Here is a 25,412-nt window from a genome sequence, read left to right on the forward strand (position 1 = left end):
ACCATATTTCAAATCATTCCGCGCTCTTGAATGAAAAAATGCTCTAAAGTCTTTTCTTAACCCATTTTTTGAGTATTTTTTTTGATTTTTTTTCATTTTTAAGGTAAAATTATAAGGTATGAGAAAGAAAATTAATCCGCTTATTTTATTTGGTTTTTTTGGAATTATGATTTTCATTTTAATCCTAAATCGCCCTCGTTTTGAGGACCATCCTGTAAAAACAAAGTCAAATATCGCGCAAGTAGAAACACAAGCACTACATAATATAGATAAACCAGTAATTGATGTTTCTGGTTGGCAACGACCTGAAGAAATTAATTACGATACTCTTTCCCAAAACATTTCTGGAGCCATCGTTCGTGTTCATAGTGGTGCTCAAACGTCCAAAGAAAATGATGCTTCTTTTGTTAATGGGGTAGATAAAGCCTTTAAAAACCATATTACCGAGTTTCAAAAACGAAATGTCCCAGTAGGTGTCTACGCTTATGTGGCAGGTAAAAGTATCCAAGAAATGGAAAAAGCTGCTGAAAGTTTTTATAATTCCGCATCGCCATACAGCCCTAGCTACTATTGGCTAGATGTGGAAGAAAAAACCATGTCCAATATGAACGAAGGTGTTGAAGCCTTTCGTGCAAAACTAGAATCACTAGGTGCTAAAAATATCGGAATCTACGTCGGAGTCTACTTCATGGAAGAACACAGTATTGATACTGACAAGTTTACGTCTGTTTGGATTCCTTCCTATGGTTCTGACTCAGGATTTTACGAGGCAACTCCTAAGACTGACTTAGATTACGATATTCACCAATACACTTCTAAAGGGAAAATTGCTGGCTTTGACCACGATTTGGATATCAACGTCATCTCTTCCTTAAAAAATAAAGAAGAAACCTTTAGAAAACTCTTTTTAAAACCTTAAAAGCATTTGTTTATCATTTGCTTTTTCTTTTTGTGTTTGATTGTGATACAATATAGTAAGGATTTTTTGAAATAGAAATAGTTGGAGGAACAATATGCTCTCATGGTTAGCACGTGTTATTAAAGGGATTGTCATTGCTCTTGGATTTATTCTACCGGGAATTTCCGGAGGGGTTCTAGCAGCAATCTTAGGAATCTATGAACGAATGATTGGCTTTCTGGCCCATCCCTTTAAAGACTTTAAAGAAAATGTTTTGTACTTTATTCCCGTTGCCATCGGTATGCTTCTGGGAATCGGCTTATTTTCCTACCCGATTGAATACCTGCTTGACAATTATCAGGTCTTTGTCTTATGGAGCTTTGCGGGTGCCATCATTGGTACAGTTCCTAGCCTCCTCAAGGAATCAACTCGAGAATCTGACCGAGACAAGATTGATTTAGCTTGGTTCTGGACAACCTTTATCATTTCTGGATTAGGACTCTATGCCTTAAATTTTGTTGTTGGAACCTTAAGTGCCAGCTTTCTTAATTTCGTCCTAGCTGGTGCACTACTGGCTCTTGGCGTATTAGTTCCTGGCCTCAGTCCATCAAATCTACTTTTGATTTTGGGTCTCTATGCTCCTATGTTGACTGGTTTTAAAACCTTTGACCTCTTGGGAACCTTCTTCCCGATTGGAATCGGGGCAGGTGCAACTCTCATCATTTTTTCAAAATTGATGGATTATGCCTTAAACAACTACCACTCACGCGTCTATCATTTCATCATCGGTATCGTCTTATCAAGTACCCTTTTGATTTTGATTCCAAATGCAGGAAACGCTGAAAGTATCCAATACACTGGTCTTTCACTTGTCGGCTATGTCATCATCGCCTTCTTCTTTGCACTGGGAATCTGGCTTGGTATTTGGATGAGCCAATTGGAGGATAAATATAAATAATGGCAAAAAAAGTTAAAATCAAAAAAACATTGGTGGAACAAATCCTGTCTAAAGCAGGTATCCCACATCAAGGGATTCAAATCAATGCCCTGGAAGGAGATTTTCCTCAAGGTTATGAACGAGATCAGATTTTCAAAACCTTGGCGCTTTTGGGAGATAAAACCGGACCAATTATCGGAATTGTCCCTATCACTCAACACTTGTCGGAAAAGAAACTAGCCAAAATTTCTGGCAATAAAAAAGTGAGCATGATTCCACAAAAAGACTTGGAAAAAACAACAGGTTATATTCATGGAGCCAATAATCCTGTCGGAATTCGTCAGAAACACAATTACCCCATTTTTATCGATAAGATTGCTCTAGACTTGGATCAAATGATTGTCTCTGCTGGAGAAGTTGGTCACAGCATTATCGTCGCGCCACAAGACTTGGCTAGTTTTGTAAAGGCTGACTTTGCAGATATCTTGGAGGACAGCAAGTAATGAAACTCTACTTTGTCCGCCACGGTCGTACAGTCTGGAACCAAGAAGGGCGCTTTCAAGGTGCCAGTGGAGATTCTCCCCTTCTTCCTGAATCCATTGACACCCTAAAACAACTTGGCCACTATCTCAAGGAAATTCCTTTTGATCAGATTTATTCAAGTGATTTACCTCGAGCGGTCAAATCTGCTGAGATTATCCAAAGTCAACTCCAGACTCCCTGTCCTTTAAAAAGTGTTCCTAATCTCCGTGAATGGCAACTGGGGAAGTTGGAAGGTTTAAAAATTGCAACCTTGGAATCTATTTATCCACAACAAATCAAAGCTTTCCGTTCTAATCTGGCTCAATTTGACACTCAAATGTTTGGAGCTGAATCCCTCTATAATACCACGCAACGGACCATCCAATTTATCAAATCATTAAATGATAGTCCTGCTGAGCGTATTCTAATTGTTGGTCACGGCGCCAACCTAACTGCTAGTCTTCGTACTCTTCTAGGTTATAAAGAACCTCTTCTTCGTAAAGATGGCGGTCTAGCAAATGCTAGCCTGACCATTCTAGAAACCCATGATTTTGAAACATTTACTCTCGATACTTGGAATGATACTTCCTATCAATAACAGAACTTGATTTCAGCGTCAAGTTCTTTTTAGTTTTGAAAGATTATCCGTGAATTTCTTGCTTATTTATGATAAAATGGGAGTATCGCAAAAAATGACTCATCGTATTCAATTTTGAGTAAAACTAGGAGGATCCCATGTCAACAGAACATATGGAAGAACTAAATGACCAGCAGATCGTTCGCCGTGAAAAAATGGCTGCGCTCCGTGAACAAGGAATCGATCCCTTCGGAAAACGTTTTGAACGTACTGCAAATTCACAAGAATTAAAAGATAAATATGCTGACCTCGATAAAGAACAATTACACGATAAAAATGAAACAGCTACTATCGCAGGACGCTTGGTAACTAAACGTGGTAAAGGTAAAGTTGGTTTTGCCCACCTTCAAGACCGCGAAGGTCAAATACAGATCTACGTTCGTAAGGATGCTGTCGGTGAAGAAAACTACGAAATCTTCAAAAAAGCAGACCTTGGTGACTTCCTTGGTGTAGAAGGCGAAGTCATGCGTACAGATATGGGAGAACTCTCTATCAAGGCAACCCACATTACACACTTGTCTAAGGCTCTTCGTCCTCTTCCAGAGAAATTCCACGGTTTGACAGACGTTGAAACAATTTACCGTAAACGTTACCTTGACTTGATTTCTAACCGTGAAAGCTTTGAGCGCTTTGTCACTCGTTCAAAAATCATCTCTGAAATCCGTCGTTACCTTGACCAAAAAGGTTTCCTTGAAGTGGAAACACCTGTTCTTCACAACGAAGCTGGTGGTGCGGCAGCCCGTCCATTTATCACCCACCACAATGCCCAAAACATTGACATGGTGCTTCGTATCGCGACTGAGCTTCACTTGAAACGCCTTATCGTCGGTGGTATGGAACGCGTCTATGAAATCGGCCGTATCTTCCGTAACGAGGGAATGGATGCCACTCATAACCCTGAATTTACTTCTATCGAAGTTTACCAAGCTTATGCAGATTTCCAAGACATCATGGACTTGACTGAAGGTATTATCCAACATGCTGCTAAATCAGTTAAGGGCGATGGCCCAGTTAACTACCAAGGTACTGAAATCAAAATCAATGAACCATTTAAACGTGTTCACATGGTGGATGCTATCAAAGAAATTACTGGTGTCGATTTCTGGCAAAACATGACTTTGGAAGAAGCCAAAGCTATTGCTGCTGAGAAGAAAGTTCCTGTTGAGAAACACTACACTGAAGTTGGCCACATCATCAATGCCTTCTTTGAAGAGTTTGTTGAAGAAACCTTGATCCAACCGACCTTTGTCTATGGACATCCAGTAGCTGTATCTCCACTAGCTAAGAAGAATCCTGAAGACGAACGCTTTACTGACCGTTTCGAACTCTTCATCATGACCAAAGAGTACGGAAATGCCTTTACTGAATTGAATGATCCAATCGACCAACTTAGCCGTTTTGAAGCCCAAGCTAAAGCTAAAGAACTTGGTGACGATGAGGCAACAGGTATCGACTACGATTACATTGAAGCTCTTGAATATGGTATGCCACCAACAGGTGGTTTGGGAATCGGTATCGACCGTCTCTGCATGCTCCTAACTGATACAACCACTATCCGTGATGTATTGCTCTTCCCAACAATGAAATAAACTCTTATCCTCTGGTACTTGCCAGAGGATTTTTTGATGCAAAAAGAGACTGAGGAAAAACTCAATCTCTACTTTTCACTTCTTTTGTTGCTACATCTTCTCCAAACCATTTCTGGCTGATTTCCTGGAACTTTCCTTCTTGATATAGTTCAATAAAGGATTGGTTTAATGCTGTTAATAATCTTTTATCAGCTGGTCTAACTCCAACAGCAAAAGATTCACTTTCAAATCCAGCTGAAAAGACATTGTAATCATTTAATATCCCCTCAGACTGGAGGTAATAATTAGCATACACTCGGTCAATCAACAAAGCATCAATCCGAACATTTTTCAAATCAATTAAGGCTTCATTGAAACTCTGGTATTGATTAGCCTTCTGGTCTTTAACACGATTTTTCAGTAAGTCTGGCTGAGCTTCAAAGTCTAAATAACCAGAGGAACCTGCTTGAGCTCCCAAGGTCTTATCCTTCATATCCTCTACTGAACGAATTTGCTTGCTTTTCTTCGTAACTAGTACTTGCTGATTTTCCATATAAGGAATACTAAAGGCAACTTTTTCTCGGCGTTCATCAGTCGCAGAATAGCCATTCCAAATGGCATCTATGGTTCCATTTTGCAGTTCCGTCTCCTTCATATCCCAGTCGATTGGCTGGAATTGCACCTTGACACCTAATTTTTCAGAAACTGCTTGCGCCAAATCAATATCAAAGCCTGTATATTGGCCATTCTTTTCTTCAAATCCCATGGGTACAAAGGTATTGTCAAAACCAATGGTTATACTCCCCTGCTCTTGATACTTATCCCAGTTATCCTGCTTTGGATCACTAGCCTTCTGAGTACAGGCTGTTAAGAAGAGAGTCAGGAACGAAACCAACACCAAGACAATTTTCTTATTAGTCATCGGCACCTCCTACTTGGGCTCAACCTTGAGAATCTGATCTGCAATATTTTCAGCGAATTGTAAATCGTGGGTAACCACAATCTGGGTCATGCCAAGTTCCCTATTTTGCAAGATCAGTTTTTCCACTTCCAAGCGTAATTCAGGATCTAGGGCAGAAGTTGGTTCATCGTAACCTATGATTTCTGGGTCAATCATCATAGCACGCGCCAAGGCCACCCTTTGCTTTTGCCCACCTGATAGTGAGAAGGGATAAGCATCTGCATGTCCTGCCAGTCCTAATTGTTCCAAAAGACCTCGCGCCTTCTGCTCAGCCTCATCCTGCTTCATTCCCATGGTTTTTACGGGCGATAAGGTCAAATTGTCTAGAACTGATAAATGAGGGAACAGTTGAAAATCTTGGAATACAAATCCCAGTAGATTGCGCTTCTCCAGTTCATCCAATTCTAAAGGTTCTCCATTATAAAATATTTGCCCTGAATCAATGGTTTCAAGACCCGCAAGCATGCGTAAGAGAGTCGTCTTACCTCCACCCGAAGGCCCAACGATAGCTAGGATTTGCTTTTCAGGAATTTTTAGACTGAAATTAGACAAAATTTGCTTTTCACCAAACCCTTTATTGATATTTCGTAATTCTAACATGGCAGCCTCCTATCTATAGTAACTGTATTTCTTCTCAACTTTTTTGGCAAGAATGGTCACAATCCCAATCAAAATCAAGTAAATGGCTCCTGCCAAGAACATAGGAACCAGGCTAGCATCACGGTTTGCAGCTGTTCGACTAGCCAAGATAAGATCTGAAATTCCTAGAGCATAGACCAGAGAGGTATCCTTGACCAAACTCATGACTTCGTTAAATACGCTAGGAAGAACAATCTTGGTCACCTGAGGCAAGATAATATAGCGTACTGTGGCAAAAGTACTGAACTTCAAGACCTTAGCAGCCTCATATTGACCTTTAGGAATGGTATCAATCCCACCACGGAAGATTTCAGCAAAGTAAGCTGCATAATTGAGAACAAAGGCAATAATGGCCGCAGGAAGGCGATCCAAACGAATCCCAATACTTGGGAGCACATAATAGATAAAGATCAATTGCAAGAGCAAGGGTGTCCCCCGCATAATCCAGATATAAATGTTAATCAGATGATGGAGGGGCTTCCAATGGACTTGCAAGGCAAAGGCAATCAAAACGCCCAAGGGAATAGAAAAAATCAAGACCAGTGCAAAAACCTGCAAAGTCATGCTTGCACCGCTCAATAAACTCGGTAATATCTCAAACAAATAAGACATACTGCACCTCCTAAAAATAATTGTTCCTATTATAGCATAAATAAACAAAATAACCAAGAATTTTTGTAAAAAAATTCTCTTTAAAAAAGAAAAACTATATCTATCAAAAAAAGAAAGGACGAAATGTGTCCTTTCTCTATATTAGCTTTCCTTTAACTAAAGAGACATAAAATCATCCATTGCCAGTCTCATAAAAAACCAGATAAACAAACCAAGAATTAGATAGGCGTAGAGTGGCAGGGAAGCAAAGATAAAAGGTGATAGTAAAATCATACCTAAGGTATCTCCAAAATTCGTACAAATACAATACAATCCAAAAGCAAGATAAAGGATAAAGATGATAAACCAAAACCAAAATCGCTTGCGTGCTTTTTCTTTTCGAAACATTTCTTCCACCTCCCCTTCTATAGCTCTATTATATTACTAAGACTTTTATTTGTAAAAGTACTATCAAAAAGAAGGAACTTTTTAATTTTTTATATCGTTGCAAATTACGATAAGCTAATTCTACGCAAACCAATAAAGATAATCTCTCAACTGATATCAAAAATAACAGAAAGAATAGTGAATAAATTACCAACATAATAAAAGTTGCAAAAATTTCTTCCATATCATGATTAAAAATATAAATAATCGTTTAGGTATAGAGTGCTAAGGCAGAAATAGCCACACCTAATCAAATATGTGCCCAAATCAATCCTTTTCCAGTCATCTTTCTCCCCAGATCACTATAGAGCCTCTCTAGTCCTTTACCAATCGTTTCTGATTGTCCTTATTGTAGCTTTATTGATACAAAATCGAGTTTATTTAAAATTCTCTCATCAACTCTCACTGGTATAACAAATTGCTTATCCATATAGCCCCCATATTTTTAACATTACTATACTTTCTTATAGCTACATTGACAAGTTAAAGTTCAAAACCAGCTAGATCGATTAGTTCTTCTTTATCACTCTTTCCCATCATTACCAGGCCTCAATTATCGCCTTTCATGAACTCACGAATACTCACACCAGAAGCCCCTCTTTAACTTTCCTGATAAAACTATAAAAACGTTTGAAGGTTTGATCAAGTGCCATCACTTCCTCTTTGGCTCTACATCACCTACTCAGTGAGCATGAAATTCTGTAAAGCTAGACATAATTTTTGCGAAATCTGTTTATTTCAGTAAATCATTAATAGTTACATCATCTCAGAGATTAGCAATAAATTCCAACTGCTTTTCAATTTTTTTACTTCTACAATTTCGTTTTCTACTGTATCCATTAAAATTAAGGAATCACGATAATATAAAGATAAAAGGATATCTGGCTCTCTCTTCTTATCCTATATCTGTCTTATTCAGTCGACATTTAAATTTCTTCAACTTTTCAGCATTATATCCATATACAATAGTAGCATAATGACCATTTGTTGCAGTATCTAAGCTATATATTAAAGTAAATTTCACTTTTTTAGAAGAGTGGTGGACTTTTTACCAAAAAAAATCTAAGGGAGCTATATCAGCTCTCTTAATAGTAGCATGAATGATTTTAAATAGGCATTTTAGATTTATATCGATATAAAATACATTCAACGCTTTCTAATCAAACTTGATCTTTCAAAGTCACAATCAGAGTGATCTAAATTAATCTTAAACCTGCCTCTTGATTACACAGTGAACCTTGAGTATATCGAATATAATTCTGCATGACGAGCGGAACTGCCAAAAATCGTAAAAACTATTGAAGATTTAAATCTGAAAACAAATACACAACTTGAAGAATCCATTGATAGGCACCTCACCTACCACATCTTTAGGCATACTCTCGTAAGCAGAATAGCGTAACTCTAAAAGCAATTATGGCAAGAGTAGGACGTTATGATTCTAGAACAATAGACAAAATCTACACACACGTTACAAAGAAGATGGATGATAATATCCTCGACCTACTAGATAATTTATAGTTTTGCCCCAAAAATGCCCCAAAACAAAAATAAAAGCCTACTGCTCAAGCTAGAAAGCTTGATACAATAGGCTTTTTATAGATTGATTATTTAACAGCGTCTTTAAGAGCTTTACCAGCTTTGAATGCTGGAACTTTAGAAGCTGCAATTTTGATTTCTTTACCAGTTTGTGGGTTGCGACCTTTACGTGCAGCACGCTCACGAACTTCAAAGTTACCAAAACCGATCAATTGAACTTTTTCACCAGCTGCAAGGTACTCAGTTACTGCTGCGAATACAGCTTCAACTGCTGCTGCTGAGTCTTTCTTAGTCAATTCTGTAGCTTCTGCTACTTTAGCGATCAAATCTTGTTTGTTTGCCATGTTAATGATTCCTCCAATTTAATTTCTAATTAACAAATATAATCATATCCTAAAATCCCTTTTAGGTCAAGTTAAAAACGCTATTTCTTCCCATTTTATTTATTTTTTTAGGAGTGGTAACGTACTAAAACAGCCCAAGCATTCTCACCCGTGTGAGTTTGAATAATAGAGCCCGTTTCCAAAACTGAAATAGGCTTTTCAACATAAGCTTGTAAGCTTTCTTTCATCTCTTTTGCCCAATCAGCACTACCAGAATATGAAATTCCAATCTCTGCTACAGAACGTTCAGTTAGCGAACTTGTCAGCTCATCCAACCATTTTTTAAAAGTTTTAGCTCCACGACCTTTAACGATTGGCTGCAATTCATGGTCTTTCATCTGCATGACAACACGTATATTGAGAAGTGAGCTCAACAATCCAGTTACACGGCCAATTCGTCCACCTTTTACTAAATTTTCCAAAGTTGAAACGCCAATATAGAGTTCTGTGTGGTTTTTAACCTCTTCTACATGAGATAAGATTTCCTCCAACTCTTTGCCTTCTTGTGCTAACTTCGCAGCCTCAACAACTTGGAATTTCAAGGCTTGATCAGTGAATGAACTATCAATAACTGTCACATCGGCAGTAGATAAGCTAGCACCTTGACGTGCCGCTTCTACAGTACCAGAAAGAGCATGAGACATATGAATAGCAAGAATCTGGCTACCATCTTTGCATAGGTCTTCAAAAACTTCAGCAAAGACACCTACAGGGGGCTGGCTTGTTTTTGGAAGATTCTTACTTGCTTGCATCAACTGAAGAAATTTACCTTCTTCTTTCAAATCCGCATCAGAATAAACAACATTATCGATCATTACAGATAATGGAACAATAGTGATACCTAATTGATTTACGAGTTCTGGTTCAATAGTAACAGATGAATCGGTTACAATCTTAATTTTTGTCATAGTATCAATCTTTCTATTTTAGGATTCAGATTGGTTTTCTTACTTTTAATTATATCAAAAAAAGATTAAAAATCCTAATGGAGTCATTCAAATTTTCCTTAAAAATTTGATATAATCTACTTATAAGAAAAGAGGTCCCTATGATTAAAAAAATTTATCCCATTTTAACCATTTTACTAGGTGCTGCTATCTATGCTTTTGGTCTAACTTATTTTGTAGTTCCTCATCATCTCTTTGAGGGAGGGGCGACAGGTATTACCCTCATCACCTTTTATCTTTTTAAAATCCCTGTTTCTCTCATGAACCTGCTGATTAATATTCCCCTTTTCATCCTAGCTTGGAAGATTTTTGGAGCAAAGTCCCTCTATTCTAGTTTACTAGGAACCTTAGCCTTGTCCGCCTGGTTGGCCTTTTTTGAACGTATTCCCCTTCATATTGATCTTCAAGGTGATTTACTAATCACTGCCCTTATAGCTGGGATTCTATTGGGAATTGGTCTTGGAATTATCTTTAATGCTGGAGGTACAACTGGTGGTACTGATATTGTAGCTCGTATTCTCAACAAGTACACTCATATATCAATGGGAAAACTGCTCTTTATCTTAGATTTTTGTATTCTCATGCTCATTCTCCTAATCTTCAAGGACTTGAGATTGGTTTCCTACACGCTCTTATTTGATTTTATCGTTTCGCGTGTCATTGATTTGATTGGCGAAGGTGGCTACGCAGGTAAAGGATTTATGATTATTACCAAACGTCCTGACCAACTTGCTAAGGCGATTAATGATGACCTAGGTAGAGGCGTTACTTTCATCTCAGGTCAAGGTTATTATAGTCAAGAAGATTTGAAGATTATCTACTGTATTGTCGGAAGAAATGAAATTGTGAAAATGAAGGAAATGATTCATCGAATTGATCCTCAAGCCTTTATAACTATTACAGAAGCCCATGAAATCCTAGGAGAAGGCTTCACATATATAAAAGAGTAAGCAAAAAGCTGGGAAGTTCCAGCTTTTTCTTTATTCAGAAAGTGTAGAATGACGATAGCCATAAGTAAAGTAAATCACAAGTCCAACTACAAGAGCAATTCCAAACGCAATCCATGTTTCTACACTATATTGAAGCATAAAGGAAAGACAGATTAGAATCGAGAGAATCGGCAACAAGGGAACTAGGGGAGTTTTGAATTCTCCTTCTTTAGGCATTCCCTTATCCTTTCTAAGTTTTATAATTCCATAAGCCAATAGGATAAGATAAGCAAGCGTACAAATATTTAGAAAGGCTGCAATACTAGCCAGTGGAAACACTCCTGCTGCAATTGCAGAAGCAACTCCAGTTAAGATGGTCGCATTTTTAGGAACACGACTTGTTTTGCTTAATTGCTTAAAACTTCGAGGTAAAAGACCATCACGTGCTAAACTGTAAATCATACGCGATAAGGCATAAGTCATAGAAATACATACTGTTATTAGGGTCAAAATGGCCACTAATGACACATAATTAGCTGCCCAACCAATTCCTATACTTCGCAATGAAAATGCTACAGCATCATCCACATTGAGTTGGCTGTAGTGAACAATCCCTGTCAATACTAATGTAACCAGAGCATAGAGAATCGTTACGATTGTCAAAGACAAAACAATACCTCGTGGGACATTCTTTTGTGGATTTTGAATTTCATCAACAGCCATCGAAATAGATTCAAATCCTAGGAAACCAAAGAACATCAAAGATGCTCCTGCCATTATTCCAGTACTTCCACCATAAATTTGACCAAAACCAAAGGGAGCAAAGTTGGACCAATTTTCTGGTTTAATATACCAGATACCAACTAGAATAAACAAAGCGAGAGCAGAGAATTTCAAGATGACTAGAAGCGAATTAAAACGCAATGCTGCCTTGGAATTTAATAAAACTAAACCGGTTACCAGTGTCAGTACCAAAATAGGTAAAAGGTCTATATAGGTACCCTGCTCAGGGTTAAAGGTCCCATTCAAGGCTTGAGGCATTGAAATACTATAGTTACTGAGCAAGCCTTTAAAATAAGCTGCCCAGCCAGAGGCCACACCAGAAACTGCTGTCATGAACTCCATGATGGTCAACCAACCAGCAATCCAAGCTGGTAATTCACCCAAAATTGCATACAAATAACTATAAGCACCACCAGTTGCAGGAACACGAGAGGCAAACTCTGCGAAAAAGAGGGCGGATAAAGAAACACACAGGGCAGAAATCACTATAGATACAACCAGTGACGGACCAGCAAGCGTTGCTGCTGCGGTTCCTGTAATGGTAAAAATCCCAGTTCCTACCATGGCACCGATTCCTAATAAAATCAAATCCCATACTTTTAAATGACGGTGCATTTCAGTACGTCCCAAGCTAACATCTTTTGTTCTAAAAATATTCATACTTCATCTCCATTAAATATGATTGTTTTATTTTATCATATAAAAGAGATTTTGTGAATATTTATAAGATAATTTTTCAAAAAAATCCGAACAGAATAAATCCTGCTCAGATTCTACATATTCTTAGCCAACTGATCCTTCCATTTCATAGCTAATCAAACGGTTCAGCTCAACTGCATATTCCATTGGAAGTTCTTTTGTAAAGGGTTCTACAAATCCCATTACAATCATCTCAGTTGCCTCAGATTCTGACAATCCACGGCTCATGAGGTAATAGAGTTGTTCTTCAGAAATCTTAGATACCTTAGCTTCGTGTTCCAAAGCGACTTGTGAGTTGTGAATTTCGTTAAACGGAATGGTATCTGATGCTGACAAGTCATCCATAATAATGGTATCACACTCGATGTGAGATACAGATTTCTTAGAGTTTTTATTAAAGGTTACTTGTCCACGATAGTCAACCTTTCCTCCACCTTTAGCGATGGATTTAGACACGATAGACGAGCTTGTATGTGGAGCGTTGTGGATCATCTTAGCTCCAGTATCCTGATGTTGCCCTGCATTAGCAAAGGCAATAGAAAGCATAGTACCACGCGCCCCTTCTCCATCAAGGTAAACAGATGGGTATTTCATGGTTGTTTTGGCACCCAAGTTACCATCAATCCACTCAACAGTGGCATCCTTTTGAGCCTTAGCACGTTTCGTTACCAAGTTATAGACGTTATCAGACCAGTTCTGGATGGTTGTATAACGCATATAAGCACCATCTAAGGCAAAGATTTCTACGATGGCAGCATGCAAGCTGTTACTTGAATAAGTTGGCGCTGTACATCCTTCTACATAATGAACACTTGCTCCCTCATCAACGATAATCAAGGTACGTTCAAACTGACCAGTATTTTCGTTGTTGATACGGAAGTAAGTTTGAAGTGGAATATCTACCTTAACACCTTTTGGTACGTAGATAAAGGTTCCACCTGACCATACTGCCGAGTTGAGGGCCGCCAACTTGTTATCAGTCGGTGGTACCAACTTCGCAAAGTATTGTTTAAACAAGTCTGGGTATTCCTTGAGGGCAGAATCCGTATCTGTAAAGATAATCCCCAATTTTTGGAACTCTTCCTTCATGTTGTGGTAAACCACTTCTGATTCATACTGGGCAGAGGCACCAGCTAGATATGCACGCTCAGCTTCAGGAATCCCGATACGTTCAAAGGTTTCTTTAATCTTTTCAGGAACCTCATCCCACGAACGAGCTGGTTTATCAGATGGTTTTTGGTAGTAGATCAAGTCATCAAAATCAATCTCTGACAAGTCTGCTCCCCAAGTTTGCATGGGCATTTTTTTGAAGGTTTCATAAGACTTCAAACGGAATTCTAACATCCACTCAGGTTCTCCCTTAGCAGCTGATAGTTCACGAATGACATCTTCGTTCAATCCTTTTCCTGTCGATAGGACAGGCTCTACATCATCATGGAAACCAAATTTATATTCACCAAGATCAATTGGTTTTGGTTCTACTCTTTCTTCAGCCATAATATCCTTTCTTTCATTCTTCATTTCTACTGATTCATAAGACAAAAGAATCTTGCCTTACTGATTTTTTTGATTTTCAATTGTTTTCTTCAGGGCGTTCCAAGCTAGGGTTGCACACTTGATTCGTTGAGGAAATTTGGCAACACCTGACAAGAAAGCTGCATCGCCTAGTTGGTCTTGGCGTTCATCTTTTTGCCCTTGAACCATTTCAGAAAAAATAGTCGCAAGTTCTAAAATTTCTTGTTTAGTTTTTCCTAAAACTGCGTCCGTCATCATACTAGCAGATGCTGTAGAGATGGTGCAACCTGAGTTTATAAAAGCGATATCCTCCAAACGATCCTCTGCATCAAACTTGACAGAGAGATTGATAACATCCCCACAAGTCGGATTGTTGAGACTGATTTGTTCAGCGTCTTCCAACTTTCCTTGGTGATGTGGATTTTTCGAATGGTCCGCTACCACTGCCATATAAAGGCTATCTAGTTTAGAAAGTGCCATTGAAAAACTCCTTTGTCTTTTGTAAGGCATCTACTAGCTTGTCGCAATCTGCCTTGGTATTGTAGATATAAAAACTTGCGCGAGCTGTTGCTGGGACATCCAAATACTGAAGCAAGGGTTGCGCACAGTGGTGACCTGCACGAACAGCTACTCCTTCATAATCCAAAGCTGTCGCAAGGTCGTGAGGATGGAGATCGCCTAGATTAAAGGCAATCACACCTGAACGTTGGGCCAAGTCCTGTGAACCGTAAATAGTCAATCCTTCAATCGCCTGAAGTTTTGGATAGACGTATTCAATCAGTTCCTGTTCATGGGCTTCAATGGCATCCATACCAATCTTTTCAAGATAATCTACTGCCGCAGCAAGTCCAATTGCACCTGCCATATTTGGTGTTCCAGCCTCAAATTTCCAAGGCAATTCTTTCCAACTGGCAGATTGCTCATAGACGAAATCAATCATTTCGCCTCCAAATTCTACTGGTGACATTTGCTCTAGGTACTTTTCTTTACCATAAAGGACACCAATACCAGTTGGACCAGCCATCTTGTGACCTGAAAAGGCAAAGAAGTCCACATCCAAGTCCTGAACATCAATCTTCATATGAGGCGTAGATTGAGCACCATCCACCACCATGATAGCTCCAACTTGATGGGTCAATTGAGTGATTTCTTTGATTGGATTGACCACACCAAGAACATTTGAGGCGTGAGCAAGGGAGACAAACTTAACTTTATCAGTCAATTTAGCTCGCAAATCCTCCATATCCAGAGCTCCATTCTTAAGATAGACATAGACAAGCTCTGCCCCAGTCTTGCGGCAGGCTTCCTGCCAAGGAATGATATTAGAATGGTGTTCCATGACGGAAATCAAGACCTGGTCTCCCTCAGTCAAGACTTCCTCAGCATAACGCGCTACCCAGTTAAGACTAGTTGTCGTTCCTCTTGTAAAGAGAACTTCCTTTGTAGACCCTGCATTGATAAACTTACGAATGGTTTCACGAGCCGCCTCATAAGAAGCTGTCGCCCTTTCAGCCAAGGTATGAACGCCACGATGAACATTGGCATTATCCTGTTCATAGTAGCGGTTAATCGTCTCCAGAACTGCTAGTGGTTTTTGTGTCGTCGCAGCATTGTCCAAATAAATCAATGGTTCATCATTAACAATCTGGTCTAAAATTGGAAAATCCTTGCGAATCGCTTCTACATCTAACATAGGCTACCCCTTAGCGTTTTGACAATTTTTCTTCGATGGTTGCAATCATTTCATCACGAACTTCCTTGACTGGAATCTCAACGATAACAGAGCCAAGGAAACCACGGACAACCAAACGTTCTGCAGTTGCCTTATCCAAGCCACGGCTCATGAGGTAATACATGTCTTCTGGATCTACCTGACCGATAGAAGCCGCGTGTCCTGCAGTTACATCATTTTCATCAATCAAAAGAATTGGATTGGCATCCGAACGCGCTTGGTCTGAAAGCATAAGAACACGGCTCTCTTGTTGGGCATCTGCTCCCTTGGCACCCTTGATGATGTGGCCGATACCATTGAAGGTTAAGGTTGCTTTTTCAAGAATAACCCCATGTTGTAGGATATTTCCGATTGAGTTGCAACCATAGTTAGTCACTCGAGTATCAATCCCTTGTACCTGACGACCACTTGAAAGAGCTACAACCTTGAGATCTGCATGACTACCATTTCCAATCAAGTCGCTATCAAAGTCCGCAACGACGTTCCCTTCGTTCATAACACCAATCGCCCAGTCAATGCTTGCATCGTTTCCTAATTTACCTCGACGGCTAATGTAGGCAGTGACGTTTTCTCCTAAACGGTCGATCGCAGCAAACTTCACTTGAGCACCAGAACGAGCAATGACTTCTACTGTGATATTGGCAGTTGCTTTGACACTTCCTTCACCGCGTGACTCTAAACGTTCCAGATAACTAATCTTAGAATTTTTACCAGCGATAATCATAATATGCTTGTTAAACGGCACATCGCTATCGCTGTCTTGATAGAAAATTCCTTCGATTGGTTCAGCAATTTCCACGTTATCAGGAATGTAGAGAACAGCGCCACTGTTGAAATAAGCTGTGTGGTAGGCTGCCAACTTGTCATCGTCATACTTAACAGATGACATGAAAAATTCTTCGATCAGCTCTGGAATTTCTTCTAAAGCTGAGTGGAAGTCTGTAAAGACAACACCCTGTTCAGCCAACTCAACTGGAGTTTGCTCAAAAACGGTTTGAGTTCCTACTTGAACCAATTTCAAGTGATTATCTAGAGCTGTGAAATCTGGAACATTTGCTGATGGCTCATTTTCTGTAATCGTTCCATCACCCAGATTCCAACGGTGGAATTTGACACGCTCAATAACTGGTAATTCCAAAGTCTCAATCTTATCAAAAGCTTTTTGACGGAGGTCAGCCAACCAGCTTGGTTCAGCGTGCATTTCTGAAAAAAGTTTAATATTTTCTTTAGTCATTTACTTCTCCTAAAAGATACGAGGGAATTACAATTCTTCCTTGTAGTCGTAGCCAAGTTCTTCAGCTAGTTTTGCGTATCCTTCACGTTCCAAACGCGCAGCCAATTCGGGACCACCAGAAAGGACAACACGACCTTCCATCATGACGTGTACCACATCTGGTGTGATGTAGTTCAAAAGACGTTGGTAGTGAGTGATAATCATAGCACCAAATCCTTCACCACGCATGGCATTCACACCTTTAGAAACAACTTTAAGAGCGTCAATATCAAGACCAGAATCAATCTCATCCAAAAGAGCAAAAGTTGGTTCCAACATCAAGAGTTGAAGAATTTCATTACGTTTTTTCTCACCACCAGAGAAACCTTCGTTGAGGTAACGCTCAGCCATTTCTTCTTTCATGTTGAGCAATTCCATTTTTTCATCTAGCTTAGTGATAAACTCGCGAACTGAAATCTTCTCATCGTCTTCTTTACCAGCATTCATGGCTGCACGAAGAAACTCAGCATTGGTAATACCAGGAATTTCTGATGGGTATTGCATAGCAAGGAAAAGTCCCATACGCGCACGCTCGTCCACTTCTAACTCAAGAATGTTTACGCCATCAAACAAGACTTCACCTTTGGTAACTTCATAGTTTGGATTTCCCATGATAGCGGCAGAAAGAGTCGATTTACCAGTACCATTTGGCCCCATGATAGCGGCGATTTCTCCTGTTTTCAGGGTCAAGTTAACCCCTTTTAAAATTTCTTTTCCTTCAATCTCAACGTGAAGATCTTTGATCTCTAATACTGACATGATAGTTCCTTTCTTTTTCAAGACCTTTACAGTTCTTACGGGAAACATACTTGATTTCCCTAGAAAATACGGTAAAAGGTCAATAAATATACTTTTATAGTATAACAAAAAAAAGCCTAAAAGGCTTTGATTTTGTCTAGAAGCTGAGAACTAGTCTTTTCCTTTCAAGTGCTGGTCAATGACATCTACAATCTTGCCCATCAAGTAACTGACTCGGAAATTTCTAAAAAGCAAAATGGCCCAAAAGGCTGCCATAATATAGCGACCAGTCATCCAGGCTTCATTGAAAAAATAGGTCTCAGCAGCTGTAAACAGCGCGATAATAATAAATTGTTGTCTATTCATAAACTTATTGTATCATGAAATCTTTCTTTAGTCTTCCTCTACCTTCACTTTATCAGCCAAAAATTCAAATCCTTCTGGAATCAGGCTTTCTTCTGCTTCTTTTTCAGTTTGAGAAGATTTGGCTTTGGCTGAAAAGGCTGCGCGAACTTCTTTCCATTCCTCCATGGAAATAGCTAAAATCTCAGGTGAAAAACCTGCTGCCTGACTGAGGATATTACCAAACATAGTGTTGAGATTGTCTCGTTTCATGGTTTGACCAGCATTGAAGTTAGACTCAAAAGCAAGAATAGCATGGTGTTCATTGGCTGCAACCGGTTGAGAACCAACTAGCAGAGCCTTATCAGGACCTCCAAGACTTTCAATCACCTCTCCCCAAGCATTCTGCAAGCGAATCAGATTTTGACGTGCTAAATCAGGATTTTCAACGGCCTCTTGTAGGATAGATTGAACTTTATTGCGATCCACACGATAGACGGTCTTGCTCGCTGCTGGACGGGTAGGTACTGGACTGGTTGACTTAGCTACAGTTCCTACATTTGCGAGTTCTTGTTTGAGACGGGCAACTTCCTGTCTCAATGCAGAAATTTCATGTTCAACTGCCCCAGAAAGAGCTGGTTCAGGCTTAATCTCTGCTAAACGGATAGTCATCATCTCAGCATAAATCTTAGGCTGCAAACTAGACTTAATATCTGCTAAACTGACTGTCGCTAAGCGAATCATTTCAAACAGATTTTCTTGAGGAAGTGCCAAATTTTCTACAAAGACTGGACTATGATGAGTGTTATCTCCACCTGTTTGAACAATTAACAAGTCTCTTAAATAGTGTAAAAGGTCGGTCACAAAACGAGTCATGCTCTTACCATTGTCAAATAGAAGATTTAAGCATGCTAGGGCCTTTGGAACATCCTGTTGAGACAAGGCAGCCACATAATCATCCAAGGCTGATAGACTAATGGTACCAGTAATTTCTTCAGAAATGGCAGTCGTCAGCTCATTTCCCTGGGTCAAACTCAGGGCTTGATCCAAAATAGACAAGGCGTCCCGCATCCCACCTTCAGCCCGTCTGGCAATGATTTCCACAGCCTCTGGTTCAGAACTGATATTTTCTTTTTCTAAGATATAGTGGATATGTTCCTTAATATCCTGTGTTTTAATTGATTTAAATTCAAAACGTTGCACACGGGATAAAATAGTGGCAGGAATCTTGTGCAATTCAGTAGTAGCCAAAATAAAGACCACATTCTGTGTTGGCTCTTCCAGCGTCTTTAAGAGGGCATTAAAAGCCCCTGTAGACAGCATGTGAACCTCATCTATGATATAAACCTTATAACGAGCAAGACTAGGGGCGTAGGTAGATTTATCACGAATTTCACGGATTTCATCCACCCCATTATTAGAGGCTGCATCCATTTCAATGACATCTTCTAAACTACCGTCCGTCACTGCTTGACAAATATAGCAGTTATTACAAGGTTCACCACCCACTTGATTTGGACAGTTCATAGCTTTGGCAAAAATCTTGGCTACACTGGTTTTTCCCGTTCCACGAGGACCAGAAAAAAGATAGGCATGACTTATTTTCTCTTGCTCCACTGCTTGTTTAAGAGTCTTAGCCACAACTTCCTGTCCAACCAACTGGGAGAAGTTTTGACTTCTATATTTTCGATAAAGTGCTTGATACATTAGGCTTTCTCCCCAAACATTGTAAAGTCCCATTCTGTCTTTTCAAGCAAAATAGCGACAAATTGTTCCAAATAATCTCGATCCATAGCATCATAATCATCAATCTCTGAAGAATCCAGATCTAAAACTCCAAGTAATTGACCATTCTTCATCATTGGCACAACAATTTCACTTTTAGCACTACTATCACAAGAAATATAGTTGGGATAAGTTGTTACATCACCAACCAGAACAGTTTCCTGAAAATGGGCTGCCTCACCACAAACACCCTTGCCTAGCGCAATACGGATGCAGGAAACACCTCCTTGGAAAGGACCTAAAACCAATTCCTTTCCATCGAACAGATAAAAGCCTGCAAATACGGTATTAGGGAAGCGTGATTTTAGAAGAGCGCTGGCGTTGGAAAGATTAGCCAAAACATTGGTTTCACCTTCCAATAAAAAAGAGAACTCCTCATTTAACATTTGATAACGTGATTGTTTTTCTGATTCTAACATAGAACTATTATATCAAAAAAGGCTTACAGACAAAAGAAAAATCCCTTGTTTAGAAAACAAAGGATTTTGTGAATTTTCAATTTGATTAAAGTTCGATATCACCGAACAAGTCAGCCATTGAGAATCCTGTTTGTGTTTCTGGAAGTTCGAAATCACGTTTTTCTTGACGTTTTGGACGACGTGGACGAGCAGCACGTTTTTCTTCTTTTTGTCCTTCTTCTTGAGCTGGACGCTCTTCAAGAGCTTTGATAGAAAGTGATACGCGCTCTGCATCTGCGTTAACTTCAAGAACTTTAACTTTAACTTCTTGACCAACTTTAAGAGCTTCTTTTGGATTTTCAATACGTTTGTGTGAAATTTGTGATACGTGAACAAGTCCATCGATACCTGGCAATACTTCAACAAATGCACCGAAGTCAGTCAAACGTTTAACTGTTCCTTCTACTACATCACCTTTAGCCAATTTTTGCTCAACGCCATCCCATGGTCCAGGTGTTGTTGCTTTAAGTGAAAGTGATACGCGTCCTTCTTCTTCGTTAAGATCAAGGATTTTCACTTCAATTTCTTCACCAACAGTTACAACTGATTTTGGTGATACGTTACGTTCATGTGACAATTCAGTCAAGTGAACCAATCCGTCAACACCACCAAGGTCGATGAAAGCACCGAAGCTTGTGATACGTGCAACTTTACCAGTTACTACATCACCAACAGCCAATTTACCGAATACTTCAGCGCGAGCTGCTGCTGTAGCTGCTTCAACAACTTCACGACGTGAAAGGATGAAGCGGTTTTCTTTAGCGTCAACTTCTTTGATTTTAGCATCAAATTCTTGACCTACAAAACGCTCAGTGTTACGTACGAAACGAGTATCCAACATTGAAGCTGGGATAAATCCACGAACACCTTCAAATTCTACTGAAAGTCCACCTTTAACGGCACGAGTTCCTTTAACAGTAACAACTTCTTCTTCGCGACCAACAAGTTTGTCCCATGCTTTGCGAGCTTCAAGACGTTTTTTAGATACAAGGTATGTAACTGTATCAGTATCTTTACCAACTACTTGACGAAGTACAAGAACATCCAATACTTCTCCTACTTTCACAAAGTCATTGATATCTGCATCGCGATCGTTTGTCAATTCGCGAAGAGTCAAGACACCTTCAACACCAGTCCCAGAGATTGCAACGTTAGCTTGAGTCGCATCAACTGTCAATACTTCAGCACTAACAACATCACCAGGCTCAACTTGGCTAACGCTATTTAGCAAATCTTCAAATTCGTTCATCTAAAAAATCCTCCAACAATCAAGTTTTTCTTAAACTTGACATACTTATAATTTTTTTCCTAAGCACCCGCAAGGACATGTTCATATCGTTCACGTCTTTCAATTATTAAAATAAAATACCCTAAGATATTTTGCTTTTTATCTTGATCATTACCTAAGAACTGGGGTAGCTGGATTCGAACCAACGCATGAGGGAGTCAAAGTCCCTTGCCTTACCGCTTGGCTATACCCCATTGATGAAATGGAGAGAGAGGGATTCGAACCCCCGAACCCGAAGGAGCGGATTTACAGTCCGCCGCGTTTAGCCTCTTCGCTATCTCTCCTACAATCAACATGGACTATTATATCATGAAAATTTCAAAAAAACAAGACTTATTTTGCTAAATTATAATTTTCAATCAAAATTTCCACAGCTTTTTCCAATTTTTTATAAAAACTATTGACATTCCCATTCTTTATGATAGCAAATTGTCCATCTAATTCGGCAATTTCTCCGATAACTTTTTTACCAATAGTCAATGTATAACCTTCAAAACTGTCTTTTCCCACATTAACTTTGGCATCTGCTACTTGGATTTCGATTTTTTTATCTTTCTTGCTCATTTCATACCTCTCTTCACTTTTTCTATTTTACAAGAAAATCCTAAAACTAGCAAGAAAAAACTCTATATCATTCCATGTCTGATATAGAGTTTTCTGCTTTATTTAATGTGTTTTTCTAGTTCTTTTTGGTACTTACCATTTGATTCCAATTTTTCTTTTTGCCATTTTTTCAGTGCTTCTTCATATTCTTTTGTTGTAACAATATCTTTTTGCAATTTCATTCCTTTAAAGATATATGGGTCACCTTTAATACCAACTTGTGAGTATGGTTTTGAGAATGGCACGACATTACTTACAACTGGAGAACCACCAGATGAGGCTGTAGGCATCAATAATGAACTATCTGTCAACCAAGCTTGAGCCTTGGCATATTTTTCATATCGCTCTTCAAGATTCGTAGTTTCTGAATCGGCATCATCCAATAATTTCTTATATTCATCTAAACCAAGTTTAGCTACAACATCCTTATCTTTCCCTTTAGTAATACCAAGGTGCTTCATGGCAGAACCTGATTTAGGATCCATGATATTCAAGTAAGATGCTGGGTCTTGATAACTTGGAGCCCATCCTGTACTGTTCAAATCATAGTCTTTTTGAGAAGGAACACGCGCTTGTGAAGTGATTGTTTCCTTTTCATTATCTGTCATTTGAAGAACGTCGATGACAACATTTTCAGCACCAAGAGTTGATTCTATAGACTGTTTGAAAGAGTTGCTTTGTTGAACAGCGATGGTATCTGTTTGTTCAACTGGGACATCCAAGTGAATTGGGAATGTTACCCCTTTAGATTCCAAGTCTTTCTTAGCTTTTTCGAATGCAGCTTTAGCCTTGTCAGGGTTGTAGATAGAATCCTTACCGTCAACTAGCTCAACACCTTTCCATTGGTCACCATAGTTCACCAACTCTGCTTGAGCGATTTGACCAAAGTTTTTCCCACCTGCTTGTACAAAGTTGTCAGGAACAAGGCTGTTACGAATAATCTTATCCGCACCGTCTTCACCATTTAGCTGAGCAGCATAAGAATGGCGGTTAAAGGCAAAGTTGATAGCCTGACGGAAGTCCTTATTAAGCATAGCTTCTTTTGTAGAAGTCTTTTGTTCTTCACTTGTTTTCGCAGTTTTATTGTATGACTGACGATTTACGTTAAAGGTGAAGTAATAACTACTTGAGTCCTGTGGGCTATAAGTTATTTTATCTCCGTATTGTTCCAAAGTAGAAGCAAAGTTTGAGCTACTTGGGAAGAGACGGGCTGTCGTATAGGCACCAGAAGAGAAGCTACGAATCAACGATTCCTGATCAGAACCATCGTAGTAAGTCAATTTAATCTTCTCGATTTTTACCTTTTCTTTATCCCAGTAATTTGGGTTTTTCTCGTATTCGATCAACGATTTAGAAGTCAAGGTCTTCAAGATATAAGGACCATTGTAAAGAATCCCTGCTGGAGTAACTGCTCCATAATCTTTACCTGATGCCTTCAAAAACTCTTCATTTACAGGCAACATCGTTGCTGTGGTGACTTTAGAGTTCCAGAAGCTTTCTGGTTTGTTTAGGGTATATTCAACTGTATAATCGTCCAAGGCCTTAACACCAACTGTAGAGAAATCATTGGTCTCACCAGTCATGTAGGCATCCAAGCCCTTGATTGAATTTTGGATGAGAGAGACACCGTCTGACTTACCGTCAGCTACGTGTTTTAGTCCTGTCACAAAGTCATGGGCTGTTACTTCTGCATATTCTTCACCTTCAGAAGTGTACCATTTAACCCCTTTACGAAGTTTATAGGTATAAGTCAAACCATCTTTTGAGACAGACCAATCTTCAGCTAAGGAAGGAATAACATTTCCGTATTGGTCATTTTCCATCAAACCATCCACCACATTCCCGATGACATCTGTTGTAGATGTACGAGTCGCTACACTATAGTCCAAAGACGCAGGATCTACTGCATAGACATATGAAAATGTTGTCGGTGCATCTGCTTCTTTATCAGCTTTTCCACAAGCCACTAATAGAGCTGTTGTGCTCAGGACCACTCCTGCTGTTAAGAGCCACTTTTTCGATTTCATAAAAAATCTCCTTTAGTTAATTTTAATCTACTTTTACAATCCAACCTTCTGGCGCTTCAATATCGCCAAACTGAATTCCTGTCAATTCATCATAGAGTTTACGAGTCACAGGACCTACTTCTGTTTCACTATAGAATACATGGAAATCATCACCGTGCTGAATTCCACCAATTGGAGAAATCACCGCTGCTGTACCACAGGCACCTGCCTCTACAAAACGGTCAAGGTTATCAATCGGGACATCCCCCTCAACAGGAGTTAAGCCCAAGCGATGTTCTGCCAAATAAAGCAAAGAATACTTGGTAATAGATGGCAAGATAGATGGACTCAATGGTGTTACAAATTCATTATCAGCTGTAATTCCAAAGAAGTTAGCTGAACCGACTTCTTCAATCTTTGTATGAGTTGATGGGTCTAGATAGATAACATCTGAGAAATGACGTGACTTGGCCAATTTCCCTGGTAAGAGACTGGCAGCATAGTTCCCACCAACCTTGGCCGCACCTGTACCATTTGGAGCGGCACGGTCGTATTCATCCTGAATCAAGAAGTTGGTTGGAACCAAACCGCCTTTAAAGTAATTACCAACTGGCATGGCAAAGATGGTGAAAATATACTCTTCTGCTGGTTTAACCCCAATAATATCTCCTACTCCAATCAAAAGAGGACGAAGATAAAGGGTTCCACCTGTTCCGTATGGTGGTACGTATTCTTCATTCGCACGAACAACTGCCTTACAAGCTTCTACAAACATTTCTGTCGGAACTTGTGGCATCAAAAGACGATCACAAGTACGTTGCAGTCGTTTAGCATTTTCGTCAGGACGGAAAAGTTGAATACTACCATCCTTAGTACGGTAAGCTTTCAAACCTTCGAATGCTTGTTGTCCATAGTGAAGACTTGGAGAAGACTCTGAAATATGCAAGGTTGCATCTTCTGTAAGTTCTCCTTGATTCCATTGTCCATTTTTAAAATGAGCAATATAGCGATAAGGTAATTTCATATAGGAAAAACCGAGATTTTCCCAATCAATCGTTACTGTCATATTCCACTCCTTATTCTAAAAACCTATTTCTTTTATTCTACACTATTTTTCTAAAATAGCAAGTATATTTTGTAATTTTCAGAAAATTTCTTCAATAAAAAGAACCAGCTCTTAGAACTGATTCTT

25 protein-coding genes and 2 tRNA genes are annotated in these 25,412 nt (G+C 39.3%); 6 read left to right on the top strand and 21 right to left on the bottom strand.

The genetic code is table 11. The features are described 5' to 3' along the window. Positions 1–118 precede the first annotated feature (118 nt). The 5 genes from KUA57_RS01340 (at position 119) to lysS (ending at position 4,583) form a co-directional block, all read left to right on the top strand. The gene (locus tag KUA57_RS01340; protein ID WP_120770081.1) at positions 119–919 is read left to right on the top strand and encodes a glycoside hydrolase family 25 protein; all 801 of its coding nucleotides are present in this window, start codon (positions 119–121) and stop codon (positions 917–919) included. A gap of 94 nt (positions 920–1,013) precedes the next feature. After that, entirely contained in the window at positions 1,014–1,856 is an 843-nt protein-coding gene (locus KUA57_RS01345; RefSeq protein ID WP_061864093.1) for a DUF368 domain-containing protein, read from the top strand. Then, complete coding sequence (locus KUA57_RS01350) at positions 1,856–2,338, top strand: aminoacyl-tRNA deacylase (protein ID WP_120770080.1); 483 nt, start codon at positions 1,856–1,858, stop codon at positions 2,336–2,338. Before KUA57_RS01345 ends, KUA57_RS01350 begins: the two co-directional genes overlap by 1 nt. Further along, entirely contained in the window at positions 2,338–2,955 is a 618-nt protein-coding gene (locus KUA57_RS01355; RefSeq protein WP_218493522.1) for a histidine phosphatase family protein, read from the top strand. Before KUA57_RS01350 ends, KUA57_RS01355 begins: the two co-directional genes overlap by 1 nt. Positions 2,956–3,092: 137 nt before the next feature. Further along, on the top strand, positions 3,093–4,583 hold the full coding sequence (gene lysS / locus KUA57_RS01360) for a lysine--tRNA ligase (protein WP_042751371.1): 1,491 nt from the start codon (positions 3,093–3,095) through the stop codon (positions 4,581–4,583). Positions 4,584–4,644: 61 nt separating this feature from the next. On the opposite strand, the gene KUA57_RS01365 is transcribed toward lysS, so the two are convergent. From KUA57_RS01365 to KUA57_RS01390, 6 genes are all read right to left on the bottom strand, one after another. Beyond that, entirely contained in the window at positions 4,645–5,484 is an 840-nt protein-coding gene (locus tag KUA57_RS01365) for an amino acid ABC transporter substrate-binding protein (RefSeq protein WP_042751372.1), read from the bottom strand. A gap of 9 nt (positions 5,485–5,493) precedes the next feature. Then, entirely contained in the window at positions 5,494–6,123 is a 630-nt protein-coding gene (locus tag KUA57_RS01370) for an amino acid ABC transporter ATP-binding protein (protein ID WP_004261430.1), read from the bottom strand. 9 nt (positions 6,124–6,132) lie between these two features. Further along, on the bottom strand, positions 6,133–6,774 hold the full coding sequence (locus KUA57_RS01375; protein ID WP_218493523.1) for an amino acid ABC transporter permease: 642 nt from the start codon (positions 6,772–6,774) through the stop codon (positions 6,133–6,135). A 156-nt stretch (positions 6,775–6,930) separates the two neighbouring features. Further along, entirely contained in the window at positions 6,931–7,161 is a 231-nt protein-coding gene (locus KUA57_RS01380; RefSeq protein ID WP_061864086.1) for a hypothetical protein, read from the bottom strand. A gap of 1,646 nt (positions 7,162–8,807) precedes the next feature. Further along, positions 8,808–9,083, bottom strand: a complete 276-nt coding sequence (locus KUA57_RS01385; protein ID WP_001284640.1) for an HU family DNA-binding protein — start codon at positions 9,081–9,083, stop codon at positions 8,808–8,810. A gap of 107 nt (positions 9,084–9,190) precedes the next feature. Then, positions 9,191–10,030: a DegV family protein gene (locus KUA57_RS01390; RefSeq protein WP_070478809.1), complete on the bottom strand. Its 840-nt coding sequence runs from the start codon at positions 10,028–10,030 to the stop codon at positions 9,191–9,193. A gap of 140 nt (positions 10,031–10,170) precedes the next feature. Between KUA57_RS01390 and KUA57_RS01395 the strand changes: the two genes are divergently transcribed. After that, positions 10,171–11,019, top strand: a complete 849-nt coding sequence (locus KUA57_RS01395) for a YitT family protein (RefSeq protein WP_084951222.1) — start codon at positions 10,171–10,173, stop codon at positions 11,017–11,019. A 30-nt stretch (positions 11,020–11,049) separates the two neighbouring features. Here KUA57_RS01395 and KUA57_RS01400 read toward each other — a convergent pair whose 3' ends face one another. The 15 genes from KUA57_RS01400 to KUA57_RS01470 form a co-directional block, all read right to left on the bottom strand. Then, entirely contained in the window at positions 11,050–12,441 is a 1,392-nt protein-coding gene (locus KUA57_RS01400) for an APC family permease (RefSeq protein ID WP_049487108.1), read from the bottom strand. 123 nt (positions 12,442–12,564) lie between these two features. Continuing rightward, entirely contained in the window at positions 12,565–13,977 is a 1,413-nt protein-coding gene (sufB, locus tag KUA57_RS01405) for a Fe-S cluster assembly protein SufB (RefSeq protein WP_000797054.1), read from the bottom strand. A 57-nt stretch (positions 13,978–14,034) separates the two neighbouring features. Next, entirely contained in the window at positions 14,035–14,475 is a 441-nt protein-coding gene (gene sufU / locus KUA57_RS01410; protein ID WP_049487107.1) for a Fe-S cluster assembly sulfur transfer protein SufU, read from the bottom strand. Next, entirely contained in the window at positions 14,462–15,688 is a 1,227-nt protein-coding gene (locus KUA57_RS01415; RefSeq protein ID WP_218493524.1) for a cysteine desulfurase, read from the bottom strand. Before KUA57_RS01415 ends, sufU begins: the two co-directional genes overlap by 14 nt. 10 nt (positions 15,689–15,698) lie before the next feature. Further along, complete coding sequence (sufD, locus tag KUA57_RS01420) at positions 15,699–16,961, bottom strand: Fe-S cluster assembly protein SufD (RefSeq protein WP_061864080.1); 1,263 nt, start codon at positions 16,959–16,961, stop codon at positions 15,699–15,701. Between the two features lie 27 nt (positions 16,962–16,988). Then, positions 16,989–17,759: a Fe-S cluster assembly ATPase SufC gene (gene sufC / locus KUA57_RS01425; protein ID WP_000114489.1), complete on the bottom strand. Its 771-nt coding sequence runs from the start codon at positions 17,757–17,759 to the stop codon at positions 16,989–16,991. Between the two features lie 150 nt (positions 17,760–17,909). Then, a complete protein-coding gene (locus KUA57_RS01430; RefSeq protein WP_001081602.1) occupies positions 17,910–18,104 on the bottom strand; it encodes a DUF3272 domain-containing protein in 195 nt (64 codons plus the stop codon). A gap of 27 nt (positions 18,105–18,131) precedes the next feature. Beyond that, positions 18,132–19,787 carry a DNA polymerase III subunit gamma/tau gene (dnaX, locus tag KUA57_RS01435; protein ID WP_125447062.1) on the bottom strand — a complete coding sequence of 552 codons (1,656 nt, stop codon included), beginning with the start codon at positions 19,785–19,787 and terminating at the stop codon, positions 18,132–18,134. Beyond that, the gene (locus tag KUA57_RS01440) at positions 19,787–20,284 is read right to left on the bottom strand and encodes a GAF domain-containing protein (RefSeq protein WP_125447060.1); all 498 of its coding nucleotides are present in this window, start codon (positions 20,282–20,284) and stop codon (positions 19,787–19,789) included. The genes dnaX and KUA57_RS01440 overlap by 1 nt, the downstream gene beginning before the upstream one ends. 85 nt (positions 20,285–20,369) lie before the next feature. After that, positions 20,370–21,572 carry a 30S ribosomal protein S1 gene (rpsA, locus tag KUA57_RS01445; RefSeq protein WP_049521508.1) on the bottom strand — a complete coding sequence of 401 codons (1,203 nt, stop codon included), beginning with the start codon at positions 21,570–21,572 and terminating at the stop codon, positions 20,370–20,372. A 161-nt stretch (positions 21,573–21,733) separates the two neighbouring features. Then, a tRNA-Gln gene (locus KUA57_RS01450) sits at positions 21,734–21,805 on the bottom strand. Positions 21,806–21,814: 9 nt separating this feature from the next. Further along, positions 21,815–21,895, bottom strand: a tRNA-Tyr gene (locus KUA57_RS01455). A 49-nt stretch (positions 21,896–21,944) separates the two neighbouring features. Beyond that, entirely contained in the window at positions 21,945–22,175 is a 231-nt protein-coding gene (locus KUA57_RS01460; protein ID WP_218493525.1) for a DUF2969 domain-containing protein, read from the bottom strand. A gap of 98 nt (positions 22,176–22,273) precedes the next feature. Next, complete coding sequence (locus tag KUA57_RS01465; protein WP_218493526.1) at positions 22,274–24,241, bottom strand: peptide ABC transporter substrate-binding protein; 1,968 nt, start codon at positions 24,239–24,241, stop codon at positions 22,274–22,276. 22 nt (positions 24,242–24,263) lie between these two features. Further along, the gene (locus KUA57_RS01470) at positions 24,264–25,286 is read right to left on the bottom strand and encodes a branched-chain amino acid aminotransferase (RefSeq protein ID WP_064277004.1); all 1,023 of its coding nucleotides are present in this window, start codon (positions 25,284–25,286) and stop codon (positions 24,264–24,266) included. Between the last annotated feature and the right edge of the window lie 126 nt (positions 25,287–25,412).

Origin of the sequence: Streptococcus vulneris, from assembly GCF_019218685.1 — a bacterium.
Taxonomy (GTDB): Bacteria; Bacillota; Bacilli; order Lactobacillales; family Streptococcaceae; genus Streptococcus; species Streptococcus vulneris.